General features: G+C 69.5%; 22 protein-coding genes and 1 tRNA gene. 14 read left to right on the plus strand and 9 right to left on the minus strand.

The genetic code is table 11. The features are described 5' to 3' along the window. Positions 1-45: 45 nt before the first annotated feature. Positions 46-645 (plus strand): short chain dehydrogenase, encoded by a 600-nt coding sequence (locus tag AC3RXZ_RS05640; RefSeq protein ID WP_243224674.1) that lies wholly within the window; start codon positions 46-48, stop codon positions 643-645. A 157-nt stretch (positions 646-802) separates the two neighbouring features. Here the strand turns inward: AC3RXZ_RS05640 and AC3RXZ_RS05645 are convergent. The 4 genes from AC3RXZ_RS05645 to galU all read right to left on the minus strand — a co-directional run bounded on the left by AC3RXZ_RS05645 (position 803) and on the right by galU (position 3,400). Further along, positions 803-878: transfer RNA gene (locus tag AC3RXZ_RS05645), tRNA-Ala, on the minus strand. Between the two features lie 42 nt (positions 879-920). Continuing rightward, the gene (locus tag AC3RXZ_RS05650; RefSeq protein ID WP_243224673.1) at positions 921-1,799 is read right to left on the minus strand and encodes a hypothetical protein; all 879 of its coding nucleotides are present in this window, start codon (positions 1,797-1,799) and stop codon (positions 921-923) included. 63 nt (positions 1,800-1,862) lie between these two features. Then, positions 1,863-2,492 carry a GNAT family N-acetyltransferase gene (locus AC3RXZ_RS05655; RefSeq protein WP_243224672.1) on the minus strand — a complete coding sequence of 210 codons (630 nt, stop codon included), beginning with the start codon at positions 2,490-2,492 and terminating at the stop codon, positions 1,863-1,865. 20 nt (positions 2,493-2,512) lie between these two features. Next, entirely contained in the window at positions 2,513-3,400 is an 888-nt protein-coding gene (gene galU, locus AC3RXZ_RS05660; protein ID WP_243224671.1) for a UTP--glucose-1-phosphate uridylyltransferase GalU, read from the minus strand. 40 nt (positions 3,401-3,440) lie between these two features. On the opposite strand from galU, the gene AC3RXZ_RS05665 reads away from it, so the two are divergent. Genes AC3RXZ_RS05665 through mscL form a run of 3 tightly spaced genes read left to right on the plus strand, consistent with a single transcriptional unit; the run spans position 3,441 to position 4,760 of the window. After that, positions 3,441-4,037 carry a 5-formyltetrahydrofolate cyclo-ligase gene (locus AC3RXZ_RS05665; RefSeq protein ID WP_243224670.1) on the plus strand — a complete coding sequence of 199 codons (597 nt, stop codon included), beginning with the start codon at positions 3,441-3,443 and terminating at the stop codon, positions 4,035-4,037. Between the two features lie 17 nt (positions 4,038-4,054). Further along, entirely contained in the window at positions 4,055-4,327 is a 273-nt protein-coding gene (locus AC3RXZ_RS05670) for an FmdB family zinc ribbon protein (protein ID WP_243224669.1), read from the plus strand. A 25-nt stretch (positions 4,328-4,352) separates the two neighbouring features. Then, complete coding sequence (mscL, locus tag AC3RXZ_RS05675; protein WP_491493389.1) at positions 4,353-4,760, plus strand: large conductance mechanosensitive channel protein MscL; 408 nt, start codon at positions 4,353-4,355, stop codon at positions 4,758-4,760. A 98-nt stretch (positions 4,761-4,858) separates the two neighbouring features. Here mscL and AC3RXZ_RS05680 read toward each other — a convergent pair whose 3' ends face one another. Then, on the minus strand, positions 4,859-5,044 hold the full coding sequence (locus AC3RXZ_RS05680) for a hypothetical protein (protein WP_491493390.1): 186 nt from the start codon (positions 5,042-5,044) through the stop codon (positions 4,859-4,861). Then, the gene (locus AC3RXZ_RS05685) at positions 5,037-8,747 is read right to left on the minus strand and encodes an AAA family ATPase (RefSeq protein ID WP_374208912.1); all 3,711 of its coding nucleotides are present in this window, start codon (positions 8,745-8,747) and stop codon (positions 5,037-5,039) included. The genes AC3RXZ_RS05680 and AC3RXZ_RS05685 overlap by 8 nt, the downstream gene beginning before the upstream one ends. A gap of 191 nt (positions 8,748-8,938) precedes the next feature. Here AC3RXZ_RS05685 and AC3RXZ_RS05690 point away from each other — a divergent pair, with 191 nt between their 5' ends. After that, complete coding sequence (locus AC3RXZ_RS05690; RefSeq protein ID WP_491493391.1) at positions 8,939-9,472, plus strand: methylated-DNA--[protein]-cysteine S-methyltransferase; 534 nt, start codon at positions 8,939-8,941, stop codon at positions 9,470-9,472. 65 nt (positions 9,473-9,537) lie between these two features. On the opposite strand, the gene AC3RXZ_RS05695 is transcribed toward AC3RXZ_RS05690, so the two are convergent. Both AC3RXZ_RS05695 and AC3RXZ_RS05700 read right to left on the minus strand, forming a co-directional pair. Next, entirely contained in the window at positions 9,538-11,172 is a 1,635-nt protein-coding gene (locus AC3RXZ_RS05695; RefSeq protein ID WP_491493392.1) for a monocarboxylic acid transporter, read from the minus strand. After that, entirely contained in the window at positions 11,169-11,516 is a 348-nt protein-coding gene (locus AC3RXZ_RS05700) for a DUF485 domain-containing protein (RefSeq protein WP_491493393.1), read from the minus strand. The genes AC3RXZ_RS05695 and AC3RXZ_RS05700 overlap by 4 nt, the downstream gene beginning before the upstream one ends. A gap of 107 nt (positions 11,517-11,623) precedes the next feature. Here AC3RXZ_RS05700 and AC3RXZ_RS05705 point away from each other — a divergent pair, with 107 nt between their 5' ends. Further along, positions 11,624-12,481, plus strand: a complete 858-nt coding sequence (locus AC3RXZ_RS05705; RefSeq protein WP_243224663.1) for a LuxR C-terminal-related transcriptional regulator — start codon at positions 11,624-11,626, stop codon at positions 12,479-12,481. A gap of 89 nt (positions 12,482-12,570) precedes the next feature. Beyond that, complete coding sequence (locus AC3RXZ_RS05710) at positions 12,571-12,918, plus strand: histone-like nucleoid-structuring protein Lsr2 (protein WP_243224662.1); 348 nt, start codon at positions 12,571-12,573, stop codon at positions 12,916-12,918. 43 nt (positions 12,919-12,961) lie between these two features. Here the strand turns inward: AC3RXZ_RS05710 and AC3RXZ_RS05715 are convergent, their stop codons facing one another. After that, positions 12,962-13,588, minus strand: a complete 627-nt coding sequence (locus AC3RXZ_RS05715; RefSeq protein WP_243226138.1) for a MarR family winged helix-turn-helix transcriptional regulator — start codon at positions 13,586-13,588, stop codon at positions 12,962-12,964. Positions 13,589-13,676: 88 nt separating this feature from the next. Between AC3RXZ_RS05715 and idi the strand changes: the two genes are divergently transcribed. Genes idi through AC3RXZ_RS05750 form a run of 7 tightly spaced genes read left to right on the plus strand, consistent with a single transcriptional unit; the run spans position 13,677 to position 19,329 of the window. Further along, entirely contained in the window at positions 13,677-14,198 is a 522-nt protein-coding gene (gene idi / locus AC3RXZ_RS05720; RefSeq protein ID WP_243224661.1) for an isopentenyl-diphosphate Delta-isomerase, read from the plus strand. 3 nt (positions 14,199-14,201) lie between these two features. Continuing rightward, positions 14,202-15,278, plus strand: coding sequence for a polyprenyl synthetase family protein (locus AC3RXZ_RS05725; RefSeq protein ID WP_243224660.1), 1,077 nt, complete (start codon positions 14,202-14,204; stop codon positions 15,276-15,278). Beyond that, entirely contained in the window at positions 15,275-16,195 is a 921-nt protein-coding gene (locus AC3RXZ_RS05730) for a phytoene/squalene synthase family protein (protein WP_491493394.1), read from the plus strand. The genes AC3RXZ_RS05725 and AC3RXZ_RS05730 overlap by 4 nt, the downstream gene beginning before the upstream one ends. Further along, a complete protein-coding gene (gene crtI, locus AC3RXZ_RS05735; protein WP_491493395.1) occupies positions 16,192-17,793 on the plus strand; it encodes a phytoene desaturase family protein in 1,602 nt (533 codons plus the stop codon). The genes AC3RXZ_RS05730 and crtI overlap by 4 nt, the downstream gene beginning before the upstream one ends. Then, complete coding sequence (locus AC3RXZ_RS05740; protein WP_491493503.1) at positions 17,793-18,125, plus strand: lycopene cyclase domain-containing protein; 333 nt, start codon at positions 17,793-17,795, stop codon at positions 18,123-18,125. The genes crtI and AC3RXZ_RS05740 overlap by 1 nt, the downstream gene beginning before the upstream one ends. Continuing rightward, the gene (locus tag AC3RXZ_RS05745; RefSeq protein ID WP_491493396.1) at positions 18,122-18,466 is read left to right on the plus strand and encodes a lycopene cyclase domain-containing protein; all 345 of its coding nucleotides are present in this window, start codon (positions 18,122-18,124) and stop codon (positions 18,464-18,466) included. The genes AC3RXZ_RS05740 and AC3RXZ_RS05745 overlap by 4 nt, the downstream gene beginning before the upstream one ends. Further along, positions 18,463-19,329, plus strand: a complete 867-nt coding sequence (locus tag AC3RXZ_RS05750) for a prenyltransferase (protein WP_491493397.1) — start codon at positions 18,463-18,465, stop codon at positions 19,327-19,329. The genes AC3RXZ_RS05745 and AC3RXZ_RS05750 overlap by 4 nt, the downstream gene beginning before the upstream one ends. Positions 19,330-19,358: the final 29 nt, after the last annotated feature.

The following is a 19,358-nucleotide window of genomic DNA, read 5'->3' on the forward strand; positions in this document are numbered from 1 at the left end:
CTGCTCCGGATGAGAGGCTGGTGGTCCACCCTGAAGGAGCAGAACATGCGTCAGAACATCCTCGTCATCGGGGCATCCGGACTCATCGGCGCGACCGTCGCGAGCGCCCTCGAGACCCGCGGGCACACCGTGATCCGCGCATCGCGCAGCAGCGACGAACGCGTCGACGTCCGTGACCGGGATTCGCTCGATTCCCTGTTCTCCCGTGTCGGCGCGCTGGATGCCGTCGTGACCGCTTTCGGCTCGACGCCGTTCAAGCCGCTGGAGGACCTTTCGCTCGACGACATCCGTTCAGGACTCGAGGACAAGACGCTCGGCCAGATCGCGGTCGCAGCGGCAGCCGTACCCCGCCTGCGCGACGGCGGGTCCATCACCGTCACCTCGGGAATCCTGAGCACCCGGCCCGTGCCGACCGGCGCTGCGGCGTCCACCGCCAACGGTGCTGTGAACGCGTACATCCTCGCCGTCGCGCCCTACCTCCCGCGCGGCCTGCGCATCAACGCGATCAGCCCGAACGTGCTGGTCGAGGCCCCCGGATACCACGCCAGCTTCCCCGGGTTCTCGCCGGTGCCGGCTTCCGTGGTCGCCGACGCATACGTGGATGCCGTCGAGGGCGATATGACGGGAGAGGTGATCTCCGTCTGAACGGGACGTGCGGGCGCCTTCTGTCTGCTCAGCCCGGTGACTCGTCGGTGGACCTCAGGGGACTCCGTCGGCGTCGCTGCGCAACGCCTCCTCCCCGAATCACTCAGCCTGATTAACGACTTACGGCCCCGGGCATTCGCCCGGAGCCGTAAGTCGTTGGTGGACCTAAGGGGATTCGAACCCCTGACCTCCTCGATGCGAACGAGGCGCGCTACCAACTGCGCCATAGGCCCTTGAACCTCCGTTAGATTATCACGTTCCCGGAGGTGCGATGATCAGCCGGCGGCACGACGGGACAGCATCCGGCGGACGTGGTCCTCGATCTCGGCGTCGTCGACGAAGCCCATGCGCGCATACGGCGAATCCGCGGCGGGCGCCTCGGCAGCGGCGGGAACCTCACGCGGAGCGAGGCGCACCGGTTCCTCAGGTGCCATGCGCGCTGCGCGCTCCCGCAGTTCGGCGAGCCGCTCCGCGCGACGGAGATCCTGCGCGGCATCGATCTGCGCTCGCGCCACCTGAGCCCGCGAGCCCGCCACCGAGGTGAGCGGTTCGGGAAGCGGGCGCGGCGTCCACGATGCCGTGCCCTGATCGTGCAGCGGAGGAGACACCCGCGCAACCGGCACCTCAGCCACGGCCGCAGGCCGTCGGGCGGCTCGAGCGGCGACTCGCGCCATGCGCTGCAGCACGAGCGTCGACGCGACAGCGATGGCACCGCCGATCCAGATGAGCGCCTGCGCACCGGTCTGGACGAGCTGCCAGATGCCGACGCCCGCGAGAGCGAGTCCGGCCAGCGTGACCACCAGCGCGGCGACGCGCACCCGACGGCGAGCCCTCGCCTGCTGCAGCGCCGGATCCGCCTGCGCCGCGGCCAGCTCCTCGCGCAGCCGCACGAGTTCGGCGGCCTCCTTCTCGGACTGCACGCGCTTGGCGAGCTTCTGCTGCGCCAGCGCCGTCCGGGCGTTCAGCTCGAGGCGGATCTCCTCCGGGGTCTCGCTCGTCTCGGCGAGCACGCGCAGCGCCTGGTTCAGACGGACGGCGTTCCGCTCCGCCGCGTTGTACTGGTACCGTCCGCGCCAGCTGGGCAACAGGTAGAGCATCCACAGGAGCACGGCGACGAGGACGATCACTCCCCCGCTCAGCACCGGCCCATCCATAACGTCAACGGTAAGGGAACCGCACCCCCCGCCCCCGGAGTCCGGACGCGTGTCGCCGGCGAATCAGATCGACAGCCGGTCCGAAGGAGGAATGGCCGCGGCATCCTGCGGCGCCTGTCCGTGCAGCCAGCGCGCCAGAACACCCTGCGGCACGTCCTCGCGGGTCAGAGCGAACGCGTAGTGGTCCCGCCAGTCGCCGTCGATGTGGATGTACCTCCGCCGCAGGCCTTCGTACCGGAATCCGAGCTTCTGGACGACGCGCAGGCTCGCGGCGTTCTCCGGGCGGATGCAGATCTCCATGCGATGCAGCCCGTACTCGGTGAAGCTGGCATCGGTCGCCAACGCCACCGCGGTGGGCGTGATCCCGCGCCCCGCGAACCGCTCGCTCACCCAGTACCCGATCGTCGCCGAGCACAGCGACCCGCGCGCGACGCCCCAGATGTTGAGCTGACCGGCGATCTCGCCGTCGTACTCCATGACGAACGGATACCCGCCGCCGTCCCGGTACTGCTGCAGCAGACGCCGGATGCCCACGCGCATGTCGAACGACGCGACGCCGTTCGGGATCGTCGCCTCCCAGCGCTGCAGCCAGGCACGGTTGCTCAAGAGCTCCTGCTGCAGGGTGCGCGCGTCACGGGTGCGGATGAGCCGCAGCTCGACCTTGCCGTGCCGGTGCCCCGCCAGCAGTTCCATCGCACGCCTCGCTTCGCGGCCTAGAGGCGCTCGGCGAACTCCTTCAGCCACGGGCGCAGGTCGGCGCCCAGGTCGTCGCGATCGGCCGCCAGCTGCACGATCGCCTTGATGTAGTCGACACGATCCCCCGTGTCGTAGCGACGGCCGCGGAAGATCACTCCGACCACTCCGGGCCCCTCGGGCCGGGTCGCCAGCTCCTGCAGCGCGTCGGTCAGCTGGATCTCGCCGCCCTTGCCGGGCTCGGTGCGCTCGAGGACCTCGAAGACGCTCGCCGGCAGCACGTAGCGTCCGATGATCGCGAGGTTGGACGGCGCGTCCTCCTGCGCCGGCTTCTCGACGAGTCCGGTGACCCGCACGACGTCGTCACGGTCCGTCGGCTCGACGGCGGCGGCGCCGTACATGTGGATGCTGGACGGATCGACCTCCATGAGCGCGATGACGGCGGCGCCGGTGTGCTCGTGCACCTCCAGCATCGTCGTCAGCAGCTCGTCGCGCTCGTCGATCAGGTCGTCGCCCAGCAGCACTGCGAAGGAGCTGTCGCCGACATGGGTCTTGGCGCGAAGCACGGCGTGCCCGAGGCCCTTCGGCTCGCCCTGGCGGACGAAGTGGATGTCGGCGAGGTCGCTGGACTGCACGACGCGCGCCAGACGCCCCGTGTCGCCCTTCTCCATGAGCTTGACCTCGAGCTCGGGAACCGAGTCGAAGTGGTTCGAGATGGCGTTCTTGTTGCGCCCGATGATCACCAGGATGTCGTCGATGCCGGCCGCTGCGGCCTCTTCGACGACGTACTGGATCGCCGGCTTGTCGACAACGGGCAGCATCTCCTTCGGCATCGCCTTCGTGGCGGGGAGGAAGCGCGTTCCGAGCCCCGCCGCGGGAATGACGGCCTTGATCGTGTGATTCGCCATTCGGCCAGCTTACCGGGACGCCCCGTCTAGACTCGGGAGCATGTCCAACGACGTCGAGCAGGCCAAGCGGGCGCTGCGGGCCGAGCTCAGGGAGCGGCGTCAGCTCCTCTCCGACGCGCAGCGGGAAGCCGCCGCGGTCGCGATCGGCGAACGTCTGGACGAGCTGATCGACTCCCTCGGCGCGCGTTCCGTCTCCTGCTTCCTGTCGACGACCACCGAACCCGGGACGCGCGAGTTCGTGACGAGGGCCGTGCGCCGCGGCATCCGAGTCCTGCTGCCGGTCACGCGTGCGGACGGGCTCCTGGACTGGGCCGTCGCGAACGACACCGACGACGTCGCCGAGGGGCTGCACGGTCTCCCGGAGCCCACCGGCGAGGTGCTCGGGCCGATCGCGGTGAACGATGTCGACCTCATGATCATCCCCGCGGCCGCGGTGGACCGGACGGGCATGCGACTGGGCTGGGGCCGCGGGTACTTCGACAAGACCATCGGCTCGATGGAGAAGTGCCCGCCGGTGTACGCGGTGATCTATGATTCCGAGGTACTCGAATCCCTTCCGAGGGAGGTGCACGACCAGGCCGTCACCGGCATCGTGACCCCCACCCGGACCCTCACCCTGTCGCCCGCGCGGCACTGATTCCAGGAAACACCGCCATGCCCACCTACGCCTATGCCTGCACGCAGTGCGGTCACCAGTTCGACGCCGTCCAGAGCTTCTCGGATGCCGCGCTCACCACGTGCCCCGAATGCGGCGGCCCGCTGCGCAAGCAGTACGGCTCGATCGGCGTGACCTTCAACGGGTCCGGCTTCTATCGCACGGACTCGCGCGGCGGAAGTGGTGGAAAGAGCGAATCCTCGGCATCATCGAAGGCGGATTCGTCGACGAGCGCCGCACCGGCGCCCGCTGCGGCTCCGGCCTCGAGCTGAGGTCCGATTCGTTTTGGGGGTTCCCGTGATCCAGGGATTCAAGGAGTTCATCACCAAGGGCAACGTCATCGATCTCGCGGTGGCGGTCGTCATCGGCGGTGCGTTCACGGCGATCGTCAACGCCGTGGTGACCAGCATCATCAATCCGCTCGTCTCGCTGTTCTTCGAGGCGGATGCCGCGGGGAACTTCGGTCCGAAGCTGACGAACATCTACGGCAACGAGGTGACGTTCCCCCTCGGCGACCTGATCTCCGCGATCATCAGCTTCTTCGCCGTCGCCATCGTGGTCTACTTCGTGTTCGTCCTGCCGATGAACAAGTACAAGGAGCACCAGGCCGCGAAAAACCCCGCGGTCGAGGAGGAGACGCTGCCCAGCGAACAGGAACTCCTCATCGAGATCCGCGACCTGCTGCGTAGGAACAACGCCGGGTAGTCGCCGCGAGAGGGCAGAAACGGGCAGTCGCGCGCCGGCGCACCGCGCGTTTCTGCCCTCTCGGCGTTTCCCGGGGCGGGCGGGGCCGCGTGCGCGGGTCAGTAGTGCGGGGGGACGTCCTGGCGCAGGCGCGCGTCGTTGGGGCCCTGGCCCTTCACGGCGACGGATGCCGCGGCATCCGACGTCTCGACGTCCGGTGACGGGTCGGTGCCGGGTGCCGGGGTCAGGCGAGCGCGACGCGCTCCCGCGACCCGCTCGACCCGCTGGCGCGGATCCTCAGTCATCGCCCCGCTCGATGGGCTGCGTGTCGAGGTCCACCCGCTGCGTGTCGGCGGAGATGCCGAGCACGTCAGCGATGCGGTTGGCGACGGTCGCGGGGTCGCTGTAGAGGTCGAACGCGTGCACGCGCACGTAGTGCCAGCCCAGCCGGCGCAGCACGTTCGGCCGCAGGCGCAAGGTCTCGCGAAGCGACTCGCCCCGCGATTCCGGATCGGATTCGATGACCACGGCCCGGCCGCCGTGCTGCGCGACCAGCGGCAGCAGCCCCCGGTAGTCGACGTCGACGGACGCCCCGGCACGACGCAGCTCCCGCGCCAGAGCGAGGGTCAACGGGTCCGCGAGGTCCTCGAGGCGCGCCTCGCGACCGCGCGTCGCGAGACCGCCGAGGATCGACATGAGCGTCGCCGCCCCGTGCTCGAGCCGGCCGTCGTCGAAGGACGAGGGCCGGATCGACGAGACCAGCACCATCGAACGGCGCGCACGGGTCATGCCCACCGTCAGCAGCCGCTCGCCGTCGGCGCTCGACAGATCGCCGAAGTCACTGAGGACGCGGCCGTGCTTGGTGAGCCCGAAGCCGAGCGAGAAGATCACCCGATCACGGCTCTCGGCGACGGATTCCTCGAGCGTGAGCACCGCGAACGGCTCGGCGGTGTCGCGCGAGACGAAGGCGGTCACGTCGCTGCGGCCCGCGAACGCGTTGGTGACGGCGGCGCGGACCCGCTCGGCGTGACGTCTGCTCGCGGTCACGACCATGAGGGACTCGGTGGGCCGGTGCACGGCGTGCTCGACGACCAGCGTCACCACGCGGGACACCTCGGACTCCGGACTCTCGACAGCACCCGAGACCGGATCGGGTGTGCCCACCCCGCCCTCGACGTAATCGACCGTCAGGCTGCCTCGCCCCAGATAGGAGCCCGCCCACGGCAGGGACTGGATCTCGCCCCCGTAGAACGCGTCGTTGATGAGCTCGGCGAGATCCTCTCCCCCGGCGCGATAGCTGCGGGTCAGTGTGGCCACCGGCAGCAGCTCGGCGAGGCGCTCGAAGACCGAGACCGAATCGAACGGCACCTCCGGCTCCCAGTCCTCGTCGCCTGCCACCGCCACGCGGAAGGGCGTGGGACGCTGGGTCACCGGATCGCCGAACGCGACGACTTGCCGTGCGCGCCGGATCGCGGGCGCCGCCTCCGCGAGATTGATGGCCGCGGCATCCACCAGCAGGACCGTGTCGAACTCCACGCTGTCCGGGATCTCGGGGACCTGGTACGGCGAGGAGATCCACGCCGGGGCGAGGACCGACAGCAGCGTCGGCGCGGCGCTCACGATCTCGGCGGCGGTCGGCGTCCCCTGGGTGAGCGCGCGACGCAGATGCTGCGACTCGGTCGGCTCGTCGACGATCGCGATCTTCCACTGGTTGGCGAGCTGCCACGCCAGCAGCGGTCCCGCCATCGCTGCGTGCGCCTCGTCCACGAGGCGGAAGTCCTTCTCGAGCCGGTCCACCACGGCCGTGTTCGCGCCCAGGAGCGCGCGGTCATCCTGCAGAGCGCGCTCGAGCAGCGACTGCCACCAGGTGAACTCCAGCTCGTCGGCCACGCGATCCTCGGAGACGTGGCGGACCGACAGCTCGGCCAGCAGCGGCTCCAGCCCCAGCCGCGCGAGCTCGTCGCGGATGGTCGCCCGCTCGACGAGGTTCTCGAAGACGTCCGAGGTGGCGGCGAGTCCGGCGAGCGTGCGCACCAGGCGAGCCAGCGGCAGCGTCGCCAGCGGTTCGCGCCGACCAAGCGCGGCATCCAGTTCCCCGAGCTCGGCCTCGACGCGCTGCCACGCCGCGTGCACGTCTCCGAGCCCCAGCGGGATCTCCGGAGCCACACCGGCGTCGACGAAGCGCTGCCACTCGGTGCGCTGCTGCTGAATCCTCAGCAGCGCCTCGTGCATGTCGAGGATGTGCACGCCCGGGCGCACGTACTCCTTCGCGAGCTTCTTCAGCCGGCGCCGGTTCGCGCTCGACATCCCCGGGGCGTCGCGTCGCGAGCCGTGCGCCTGGATCAGCTCGCCCAGCGGCCGCTCGAAGACCGTGGGACTGAACCGGTCGAGCGAATCGCGCATGCCCTGCAGCAGTCGCAGGTACTCGCCGAGTTCGTCGATCGTCGCGAACGGCCGCATCCGGGTCTGGGCGATGAGCTCGTAGCCGCGTTCGAGCAGTGCCGGAACGCTCGTGGAGTGCAGTCGGCCGGCCAGTTCGTGCGCAGCGCGCGCGGCTTCGGTGCTGGCGAACGTGACCCCGTACCAGGGCGAATCGTCCGGACCGAAGCGGAACTCGCCGAGCCGGGCCGCCTGCACGAGCTTGGCCGCTGCGGCGCTGCGATCCCCCGCGAGACGCGTGAGCGCCTCGAGGTCGAGACGAGCCGTCGTGGACGGCGGCCGCTCCAGGGACGCGAGCCGCGTCAGCTGCCTGGTCGCATCGAGCACGGAGGCCCCGGTGCCGGCGATCGGCGCGGTGAGAGCCTGCCGATAGTCGCGCAGCACGGTGCGCAGGCGCACCAGCGCGTCGTCGACCTCTCCGGCCCGCGGAGCCGTGGCCTTCTCATTGCGCCCGATGGCGTGGACGAGGTCACGCCGGACCGAGGCCGGGCTGATCGCGAGGCTGTCCAGCCCGATCCCGCTCAGGCGATGACGCACGCCGTCGAGCGTCGATCGCCGCGCCGACACGACGAGCACGCGTTTGCCCGCCCGGATCAGCTCGCCGAGGGCGTTGATGACGGTCTGGGTGCCACCCGTCCCCGGCAGCGTCGCGATCGCGAGCGAATGGCCGGCGGCGATCCGGGCGAGCACCGCCTCCTGCTCGGAGTCGGCATCCAGGAGCAGCGTGTCCGATGCCGGCGCGCGATCGTCCGGGCTCGTCACGGCGGGCGCCGGTCGTTCGACGGTGAGGCGCTCCCGGTCGTCGACGTGACCGGCGAGGGCGTTGAGCACGGGGTGATCGAGGTTCCGGCTGTCGGCCGCCATCGCCGAGGCCACATCCGCGAACACCGAGACGACGAGCCGGGGCTGCACCGAGAACGTGTCGATCGACCTCGTGAGCGCCCGCAGGCTGTCGATCACGGGCTGTGGCTTGAAGATGCCGCCGTCGTATGCGAGCGCTGCCAGCGCATCCGCGTCGATCGTGATCCCGAAGTGCTCCCTGGCGATGCGCACGAGTTCCGGGTTGACCGAGAAGGCCCCCTGGAGCTTGAGCTCGAAGTCGGAGTGGTGCCGGCGAATGGCCAGCGGGCGCAGCAGCACCGGCGCAGAGAACGCCACCCCGCCGATCCGCCACCCGGCGAGGCCGACGACGAGGTGGACGGCGTCGATGCCGCGGACCGTGCGCAGTTCGGTGTGCTTCGCGGTGATGCGCTCGGCCGCCAGGCGCGCGGTGCGCAGCCCGACCTCGTCCCGGAAGAGGTTCGACAGCAGAGTGGACCGACCGGTGATGAACTGGGGCAGACTCCCCGGGTGCGCCTTGGAGATGTCGATGCCGCCCTCGACGCTGTCGTGATAGCGGATCAGCGGGGACGGACCGCCGAGATCCGCCGCCTCCGCCTTGAGGCGCGCCCGCTCGGCATCCGCGGCGTGCGGCAGGGCGACGCCGGTCGACGACTCGCCCAGTGCGCCGAGCGTCACTGCGGCCGTCGTCTCCGCGTCATCCGCAGACTTGTCCTGTCGTCGCCACACATATCACAGACTAGGCGTCCGGTGGCAGGAGGTCCTGCATGCCAGGCGGGTTTGTGCCGGATTGGTGCCCTCACGGGCGGTTCCGGATGCCGCGGAGCACTCGCCCTGCACAGAACCGCCCCGCGGCGGGTTCTCCCCCGATCGCGGCTCCGCGAGCATCCCGACGCTCTCGGGGCGAGCAGGATGGAGGCATGGACTTCCGATACGACTTCGTTCCCACTCCGCTGGGCGACGCCCTCGTCGTGTTCTCCGACGACGGCGTCGTGAGCTTCGACCTCTCCGAGGGGCAGGACCCGACCGTCCCCTGGCTGCTGGAGGGCGTCGCCCGGCGGCTGCACGCCGTGCCCGAACCCGATCCGGGCGCGGCGGACGAGCTCGCGCACCTCGTCGAGGAGTACTTCGACGGCGTCCCGATCCGCTTCGACGAACACATCCGGCTGGACTGGCGTCTGATCGAGGGGTTCCACCGCGACGCCCTGCTCGCGGTGTGCGAGATCCCCTGGGGTCAGACCCTCGGCTACGGCGAGGTCGCCGTCCTGGCGGGGAGCCCCGGCGCCGCACGCGCCGTGGGGACGGCCTGTCGTCTCACCCCCTTCTCGATCATCGTGCCCGTGCACCGCGTGGTGCGCGCCGACGGGAGCGCGGGACAGTACGGCGCTCACCCCGAGCACAAGCGGTTCCTGATCGATCTCGAGTCCTCTTCGGCCGCGGCGCGCACCGCGTGACGAGGACCCCGGCCGGTAGGCAGCCGGGGTCCTCGTCCCCTTCTCGAATGTCCGCGCTCGGCAGGTCAGTGCTCCACGGCCTTCTCGGCCCCGAATCCGGTGAGGGAGCGCACCTCCATCTCGGCGGCGAGCGCCCGCGACTCGGTGCCGCGTGCCGTGATCGTGCCGAGCCATCCCAGCAGGAACCCGAGCGGGATCGAGACGATCCCGGGGTTGTTCAGTGGCCAGATCGCGATGTCGATCTGCGGGATCATCGCCGTCTCGGAGCCCGAGAACACCGGGGAGAGGACGATCAGGACGATCGCCGATCCGAGACCGCCGTACATGCTCCACACCGCGCCCCGGGTGTTGAAACGCCGCCAGAAGAGCGAGTAGAGGATGGTCGGCAGGTTCGCCGAGGCCGCCACGGCGAAGGCGAGGGCGACCAGGAACGCGATGTTCTGTCCCTGCGCCCCGATGCCGCCGAGGATCGCGAGGATGCCGATGACGACCACCGTGCGGCGTGCCACCTTCACCTCGGCATTCGGGTCGGCATCCGCCGGCGTCCCGTCCGACTTCTTGCGGCCCTTCTGGATCACGTTGGCGTAGATGTCGTGCGCGAAGGACGCGGCGGCGGTGATCGTGAGGCCCGCGACGACCGCCAGGATCGTCGCGAAGGCGACGGCCGAGATGAAGCCGAGCAGCAGTGGCCCGCCGAGTCTCTCCGCCAGCAGCGGCGCGGCCGAGTTGACGCCGCCGGGGGCGTTCACGATGACCTCGGGCGTGACGAGCGCTCCGGCACCGTACCCGAGCACGAGCGTCAGCAGGTAGAACCCGCCGATGAGCCAGATCGCCCACACCACGGAACGGCGGGCCTCCTTCGCCGTCGGGACCGTGTAGAAGCGCATCAGCACGTGCGGCAGACCGGCGGTCCCCAGCACGAGCGCCATGCCCAGCGAGAGGAAGTCCCAGGGATTCGCGCCGTACTGCAGGCCAGGGGCCAGGATCGCGTCGCCCTGCGGGGAGGCCTCCACAGCGGACTCCAGCAGCGTGTTGAGGCTGAAGCCGTTCAATGCCAGCACCCAGATCGCCATCGCCAGCGCTCCGGCGATGAGCAGGACGGCCTTCACGATCTGCACCCAGGTCGTGCCCTTCATCCCGCCGATCAGCACGTAGAGGATCATCAGCGCCCCGACGACGGCGATGACCGCGGACTGCCCGATCCGGGCGTCGATGCCCAGCAGAAGCGAGACGAGACCGCCCGCACCCGCCATCTGCGCCAGGAGGTAGAAGAAGCACACCGCGAGAGTCGTGATCGCGGCCGCCATCCGGACCGGCCGCTGCTTGAGGCGGAACGACAGCACATCCGCCATCGTGAACTTGCCGGTGTTGCGCATCAGCTCGGCGACGAGCAGCAGGGCCACGAGCCATGCCACGAGGAACCCGATCGAGTACAGGAACCCGTCGTAGCCGTTCACGGCGATCGCACCGCAGATGCCGAGGAAGGACGCCGCGGACAGATAGTCCCCCGCGATGGCGAATCCGTTCTGAGGGCCCGTGAACGAACGACCGGCCGCGTAGTAGTCAGCCGCCGTCTTGTTGTTGCGGCTCGCGCGGATGACGATGAACAAAGTCACGGCCACGAAGGCCGCGAAGATCGAGATGTTCAGGATCGGGTTGTTCGCGCCCGTCGGCGTCGTCTCCATCGGGATGAGGTTCATGCCTGGGCCTGCGCCTTCTCGAGTTCGTCACGGATCTCTGCGGCGACGGGATCGAGCTTCCTGTTCGCGAAAGCGACATATCCCATCGTGATCGCGAATGTCGACACGAATTGCCCGAGTCCGAAAAGCAGTCCGACCGTGATATCACCCCACACGCGCTGGCCCATGAATTCGGGAGCGAACGCGGCGAGCAGCACGTACACGAAATACCAGATCAGGAAAAGGGCAGCCAGCGGGAAGATGAATGATCTCTGCGTTCGCTTGAGTCCTTGGAATCTCGGCGATTCCTCGACGGCGATGTAGTCGATCTGTCCTGCCGACTCGCCTTCGATTCGGTCAGTCATGAGGCCTCCTTGCCACATGGTCGAGCCCGGGCGGAGGGATCCGCCCGGTGGTAGGGTCGACGCTACGAAACGGGGAACAGGGCCGTCACCCCCGAAAGTAGGTATCCGTGATTCCGGCAGTCTCCGACGAGACCGACGCCGAGCTCGTGGCACAGGCCGTGCGCGAGCTGGCCAGGCGCACCCGCTTTCCTGTCGCGTTCGGGGGGCTCGTCGAGGACGGCGAGGTCTCGGTCACGAGCATCGTGGGAACCCGCACGCGCAGCCTCGAAGGGCTCCGGGTCCGGCCGGAGCGCGGCCTCGGCGGTCGCGCGATGAGCGAACAGCGTCCGCGGATGACGAGCGACTACCGCACATCCCGGCAGATCACCCACGACTACGACGGCTTCGTCCTCGGCGAGGGGCTCCGCACGCTCCTCGCGATCCCGATCGTGGTGGCGGGGCGAGCCCGGGGCGTCCTCTACGCCGGCGCGTGGGAGCAGTCCCCTGTCGGAGGCGTGACGACGGCACCCGCGATGAGCGTGGCCGAGGCGGTGAGCACCGAGTTGCGCATCCGCGACGAGGTGGGGCGTCGCCTCCAGGCGATGGCACCGCCGAGCCCGACGATGACCGCCTCGCGCCGCGAGGAACTCCGGGAGAGCTTCGCCGAACTGCGCAGCATCTCGGCCTCCGTCTCCGACGATGATCTGCGCGCACGGCTCGGCGATCTCGAACGGAGGCTGCTGCAGCTCGCCGGCGGCGAGCCGCCGACCACGACGGGTCCCCTCCCTCACATTCACCTCTCGCCCCGCGAGACGGATGTGCTGGCGTGCGCCGCTCTGGGGGCGACGAATGCCGAGATCGGGGCGCAGTTGGGACTGCGCGAAGGGACGGTGAAGGCCTACCTCGGAACGGCGATGTCCAAACTCGACGCCTCGACGCGTCATGCCGCCGTCGCGAAAGCGCGGCGCATGGGGTTGCTTCCGTGATTCCTTCCTGACCGATGCGACGAGCGCATTCTCCATGAAAAGAGAATGAATTCCTTGGCCGTTCGGAGGCGTCTGAATAGGATGGGGAAATGGCTCGACGAATTGTGCACCAGCTTGTGGACGACCTCGACGGAACTCTTCTCGAAGCCGGTGACGGCGAGACCGTGCATTTCTCGCTCAACGGCATCTCGTATGAGATCGACCTGACGAACGAGAATGCGCAGGAGCTCCGCTCCGCGCTCGAACCCTATATCGCGGCCGGGCGTCGTTCGTCCGTCGGCGTGGCAGCGCGATCGGGGTCGACGCGCAAGCGCACCGCCTCGCGCAATCCGGAGACCGCCGCCATCCGGGAGTGGGCCAACGCGAACGGACACAAGGTGTCCGAGCGCGGTCGCATCCCCGAATCCGTGGTCGAGGCGTACCGCGCCGCACACTGATCCACTTCCCTCCCGCGGGGATCAGGCCTGCTCCCCGCGCGGATCAGGCCTGGGCGTGCGCTGCGTCGCTCGCCCAGGCTTCGTCGCGCAGGGTGATCTCGTCCGTCATGTCCCGCAGGAAGCGGATCACCACCTCCCGCTCGGATGACGACAACCGTGCGGCCGCATTGAACCGTTTCGCCTGCTGACGCCCGACGGTTTCCATCGCGGCCCTGTGGGTCTCCGGCGAGATCGTGATCGCGAGCGCGCGGCGATCGGTGGGGTGCGCGGCCCGCACGATGTGGCCTCCACGCTCGAGACGGTCGAGCAGTTTCGTCGTCGAGGCGCTGGAGATCGACAGGTGCTGCGCGATGCCTCCCGGCGTGGCGATGATCTCCCTGTGCGTGCACACGATCAGGTAGTGCAGTGCACGCATGTCGGTCTCGTTGAGCTGCATGTAGCGTCGCGAGGCCTCGGAGAGCCGCTGCTCCGCCTCCCGAAGGGCGCCGAGCGCCTTCATGAGCTCGGTGATCTGACGCACGTCGGCGTCGTCGATGCCTGACCGGTCCACGAGCATCTGGCGCGGGTCGGATGAGTCGACGTCGTAGATTGCGGATCGGTCGAGTCCGTCGCGCGTGGAAGATGACGTGTCGGCGGGCACGGACTCGAGGGGGTTCGCGCGGTCTTCCATGGACACCTCGCCACTTTACTCCTGATGTTCTTTCATGCTAGCTTGATTTCTCGCTTGGCTAGCAATAAACGATACTAGGGAGGGCCCTGTGGAGTATGTGACTCTCCTCGCCGAGGACGGCACCGCGATCGGGACAGCACCGAAAGACGACGCCCATTCGTCGACGACTCCGCTTCACCTCGCGTTCTCGTGTCACCTGCTCGACGGCAGCGGACGGTTGCTGGTCACCCGCAGAGCCCTGTCCAAGCGCACCTGGCCCGGCGTTTGGACGAACAGCTTCTGCGGGCATCCACGACCCGATGAGGACCTCCTGGATGCCGTCATCCGGCGCGGCGGCGAAGAGTTGGGGATCACGCCGATCGACGTGCTCGCCGCTCTGCCCGACTACCGGTACCGCGCCGTCGACGCGGGCGGGACCGTCGAGAACGAGATCTGCCCGGTGCACGTGGCCCGGATCGACGAGGACCCTGTCCCCGACCCTGCGGAGGTCATGGAGTGGGCGTGGGTCCTGCCCGATGACCTGCTCACGGCGATCGCGAGCGCCCCCTTCGCCTTCAGCCCCTGGCTGCGAGAGCAGTTGCCTCTTCTGCGCGCAGCGGGCAGGGTCTGACCCATGAACGCCACCGTCACCCGCGAAGAGATCCACGAACAGGTGGAATCACGTGTGCGGACCGTGTTCGAGGCGAACGCGGCACGTTCGGCCGACTACGGCGAAGGTTATGCGCAGCTCTGGCGCTCCGCTGCGGAGCACGTGCTCGGCGGCAAGCTGCTGCGGCCACGGCTGGTGGTGGACCTGCACGCCGGGCTCCTCGACGGCGCGCCGGAACGCCCCCCGCTCGACGTCGTCATCGAGCTCGCCGCCGCCGTCGAGATCCTGCACTACGCGTTCCTGCTCCACGACGATGTCATCGACGGCGACACGCATCGCCGCGGAAAGCCGAATCTCATCGGCACCCTGCGCTCCGCGAATCCCGGTCTCGACCGTCGCGCGGCCGACCACTGGGCGACCACGGGAGCGGTCCTCATGGGAGATCTGCTGCTCTCCGCTGTGCACCAGATGTTCGCCCGACTGGATCTCGACGCTGACCGGCGCACCCGACTGCTGGACCTTCTGGACCACACGATCGCCGAGACGGTGGCAGGCGAATACGCGGACGTCGGGCTCAGCGACGGGGTGATCACGCCCGATCTGCAGACCATCCTGACCATGACGGCGCGCAAGACCGCCACGTACACCTTCGAGTTCCCGTTGCGACTCGCCGCGGTCCTCGCCGGGGCTGCGCCACCGATCGAAGCGCGCCTCGCCGCGACCGCCCAGCACCTGGGCATCGCGTTCCAGCTGCAGGACGATGCGCTCTCGGTGTTCGGGGACGCCGCCGAGCACGGCAAGGAGCCGTACTCCGATCTGCGCGAAGGCAAGGAGACGGCACTGATCGCCTACGCCCGCATGACGAGCGCCTGGACGGCGATCCGCCCCGGGTTGGGCGATCCGAATCTGACCGCGGACGGCGCCGCCGCGATCCGCGGACACCTTCGGCGCTGCGGGGCGGAAGCCTTCGTGCAGCAGCTCGTCGCAGAGCAGATCGCCGCGGCTCGGGCCGGCCTGGCTGACGACGACCTCCTCCTGCCGTCCAGCGCGAGAAAGACGCTCGCCGACCTGATCTCCCGCATCGAAGGGCGTGTGTCATGACTGTCTCCGCCTCTCCGGACGACGCGCCGGCGCTTTCCCGATTCACGCGGACGGCCGAGACCGCGGCCACCGGCGTCATCCGGGCGTACTCGACGTCGTTCGGCCTCGCGACCCGCCTGCTCGGGCGGCGCCATCGCCAACACGTGCGGAACGTGTACGCCCTGGTGCGCGTCGCGGATGAGATCGTCGACGGCGTCGCGAGGGAGGCCGGCCTCGACCCGGCCGCGCAGCGCGCCGCGCTCGACGCGTACGCCGACGAGACCCATCGGGCCATGCGGACCGGGTACAGCAGCAACATCGTGATCCATGCGTTCGCACGGACCGCGGCGCGATGCCGGATCGGCGAGGACCTGACGCGACCGTTCTTCGACTCCATGCGCGCCGACACGACCGCAGACGAGAAGTCCGCGCCCGGAGGCCTTCAGACCTACACGGCCGAGGCGCACGCCCGCTACGTCCACGGATCGGCGGAGGTCGTCGGCCTGATGTGCCTGCGCGTCTTCCTGCGGGACGAGAACCCCCCACAGGCCGACCGCGACCGACTGGAGGCCGGGGCGCGTCAGCTCGGCGCCGCGTTCCAGAACGTGAACTTCCTCCGCGACATCGCTGACGACACCGAACGACTGCATCGCGGCTATCTCGGCGGCTCCGGGTGCCTGACCGACGAGGATCGCGACGCCTGGGTCCGGACGGTGCGGTCGCAGCTCGATGATGCCCGACGGGCGATCCCTCTGCTCCCCCGGGACGCGCGCGCCGCGGTCCGCAGCGCGCTCGCGCTGTTCGAGTCGCTCGCCGCACGCGTCGCCCGCCTGCCCGCGGCCGCTCTGTACGAGAAGAGGGTGCGCGTTCCCGACGCCGTCAAGGTCCTGCTCGCGGCGAGATCCCTCGTCGTCACGTGGGCGGAGCCGCGGCGATGAGCCGGGTGATCGTGATCGGCGGCGGCATCGCAGGACTCGCCACCGCGGGGCTGCTCGCCCGCGACGGATACCGCGTCACGGTGCTCGAGCGGAACGACCGGACAGGCGGACGGGTGGGAGTGCTCGATCGCGACGGGTTCCGTTTCGACACCGGACCCTCGTGGTATCTCATGCCCGGCGTCTTCGACCACTTCTTCGATCTCATGGGCACCGCGACAGCCGAGCAGCTCGACCTGGTCGACCTCGATCCTGCGTACCGCGTGTTCTCCGAGCCTGCGACGGAGGAGGCGTCTGCGCCGGTGAGCGTGCCGGCCGGAGCAGACCGCGTGCGCGCTCTCTTCGACGCTCTCGAACCCGGGGCGGGCCCCCGCCTCGCCGCGTACCTGGCATCGGCGGCCGAGGCGAACGAGATGGCTGTCCGGCATTTCCTCTACAACCCGTTCACGCGCCTGTCGCACCTCGCGTCTCCGGAGATCCTGCGCCGACTCCCCCGGCTGGCACGCCTGTTGGCCGGCCGGCTCGACGCCTTCGCCGCGCGCCGCTTCCGGCACCCGGTGATCCGGCAGATCCTCGGCTATCCCGCGGTGTTCCTGGGGACGGACCCTCGCCGTGCACCGGCCATGTACCACCTCATGAGCACGCTCGATCTCGACGAAGGCGTGCAGTACCCCCAGGGCGGATTCTGGGCGGTCGCCGACCGCATCCGCGCGCTGGCGGAGGAGAACGGAGCCTCGGTCGTCACCGGCGCCGAGGTGACGACCATCCTCACCGTGCCCGCCGCGGGACGGGATCGCGCGCAGGGAGTGCGCTGGATCGATGCCTCGGGTGAGGAGCATCTCGAACTCGCCGACATCGTCGTCTCCGCGGCGGACCTCCACCACACGGAGACGGAGCTGCTGCCCCCGAGCCTGCGCACCTATCCCGAGAGGTGGTGGAACCGGCGCATCAGCGGACCGGGAGCCGTGATCGTCATGCTCGGGGTGCGGGGACCGCTGCCGGAGCTCGCCCATCACTCCCTGTTCTTCACGCGGGACTGGGACGCGAACTTCGACGCGATCTTCGGACGCGCACCGCGGATCCCGGACCCGGCCTCGATCTACGTCTGCAGGCCGTCGGCGACGGATCCGGCGGTCGCGCCTGCCGAGCACGAGAACCTGTTCGTCCTCGTCCCTGTCCCTGCCGACGTCGGCATCGGCCATGGCGGCGCGGACGGTGCCGGGTCCGAAAGGGTCGAGCGTGCTGCGGATGCCGCGATCGATCTCGTCTCGGAGTGGGCGGGGATCGGAGACCTCCGCGAGCGGATCGTCGTGCGTCAGACGCTCGGGCCCGCCGACTTCGCCGACCAATACCACTCCTGGCGCGGAGGAATGCTGGGTCCGGCGCACGTCCTGTCTCAGAGCGCGATGTTCCGTGCGCAGAACGCATCGCGTCGTGTCGACGGTCTCTACTACGCCGGTGCGACCACAGCGCCGGGAATCGGCGTGCCCATGTGCCTCATCAGCGCCGAGCTCGTGCTCAAGCGGATCCGCGGGGACCACAGCCCGGGCCCCGTCGCCGCGCGCGCGGGGGCGGCGCGAGCGGGGACGGGGACGGCGTGATGGGCGCGATCTATCTCCTCGCGCTGCTTGCGAGCCTGGGGTGCATGCTCCTGATCGACTGGCGATACCGCCTGTTCTTCTGGCGGGACGCGCGGTCGGCCCTGATCGTCACGGCGATCGGGTTGCTGTTCTTCGTCCTGTGGGATCTCGCCGGGATCTCGCTGGGCATCTTCCTCCGCGGAGACAGCCCGTACGCCACGGGCATCCTCCTCGCCCCGGAACTCCCCCTCGAGGAGCCGGTCTTCCTGGTCTTCCTGGTGGTGTGCACGATGGTGCTCTATGCGGGCGCCGAGCGCATGCTGACAGGAGCGTCGGGCGGTGAGGCATCATGACCTATGCGCTCCTGTCGCTCGTCTTCCTCGGACTGGCCGTGGCACTGGCCGGACTCGCGGCGCTGCGCGCTCGCCGCCTGCCGCGCGCCGGAGCGATCGGTCTCGCGCTCGGCGCCCTCCTCGTGCTCACGGCCGTGTTCGACTCGATCATGATCGGCGCGGGTTTCTTCACCTACGCGGATCCTCACCTCTCCGGACTGCGGATCGGGCTCGCGCCGATCGAGGACTTCGCCTATCCGATCGCCGCGGCGATCCTCCTCCCGTCGGTCTGGGTCCTGCTGCGCACGCGCCGAGCGTCCGAGGCCGACGGCATCGGGACGGATGCGGGGCTGGGCGGATGATTCGCGGCGCTCTGTCCACGATCCTGCTGGCCTCGCGGCCGATCAGCTGGATCAACACCGCATTCCCGTTCGGGGCGGCATACCTTCTCACGACCCGCGAGGTCGACACGGTCTTCGTAGTGGGCGTGCTGTACTTCCTCGTGCCGTACAACCTCGCCATGTACGGCATCAACGACGTGTTCGACTACGCATCCGATGCCGCCAATCCGCGCAAGGGCGGAATCGAAGGCGCCCTGCTGCCGCCGCGGCTGCATCGCGCCACGCTGTGGGCGGCGGCGGCGAGCAACGTCCCCTTCCTCGTCTTCCTCCTGGCCGTCGGGACGCCCGCGTCGGCGGCGTGGCTGGCTCTCAGCGTGTTCGCCGTGGTCGCCTACTCGGCACCGCCGTTGCGGTTCAAGGAGCGGCCGGTGCTGGACTCGATCACCTCGAGCACGCACTTCACGAGTCCGGCCGTCGTGGGCCTGGCCCTGGCGGGCGCATCGGTCAGCATCGATCTCATCCTGATCCTCGTCGCCTTCTTCCTGTGGGGGATGGCGGCGCACGCGTTCGGCGCCGTCCAGGACGTCGTGCCGGATCGCGAGGCGGGCATCGGCTCGATCGCCACCGTTCTCGGCGCCCGCACCACCGTGCGTCTGGCTGTGATCCTCTGGGCAGCGGCCGCGCTGACCGTCCTGCCTGCCGCGTGGCCGGCTCCCCTCGCCGCCGTTCTCGCGATCCCGTACCTCATCAACGCCGCCCCCTGGTGGAGCGTGACCGACGAGAACGCCACCCGGACCAATCGCGCGTGGCGCCGCTTCATCGCCCTGAACTACGGCGCCGGCTTCCTCGCCACCCTGATCCTCATCCTCGCCTGGCTGGGCTGACGCCCAGGCCTCTCCGATCCGCACGCAAC

The organism is Microbacterium cucumeris (assembly GCF_058349845.2).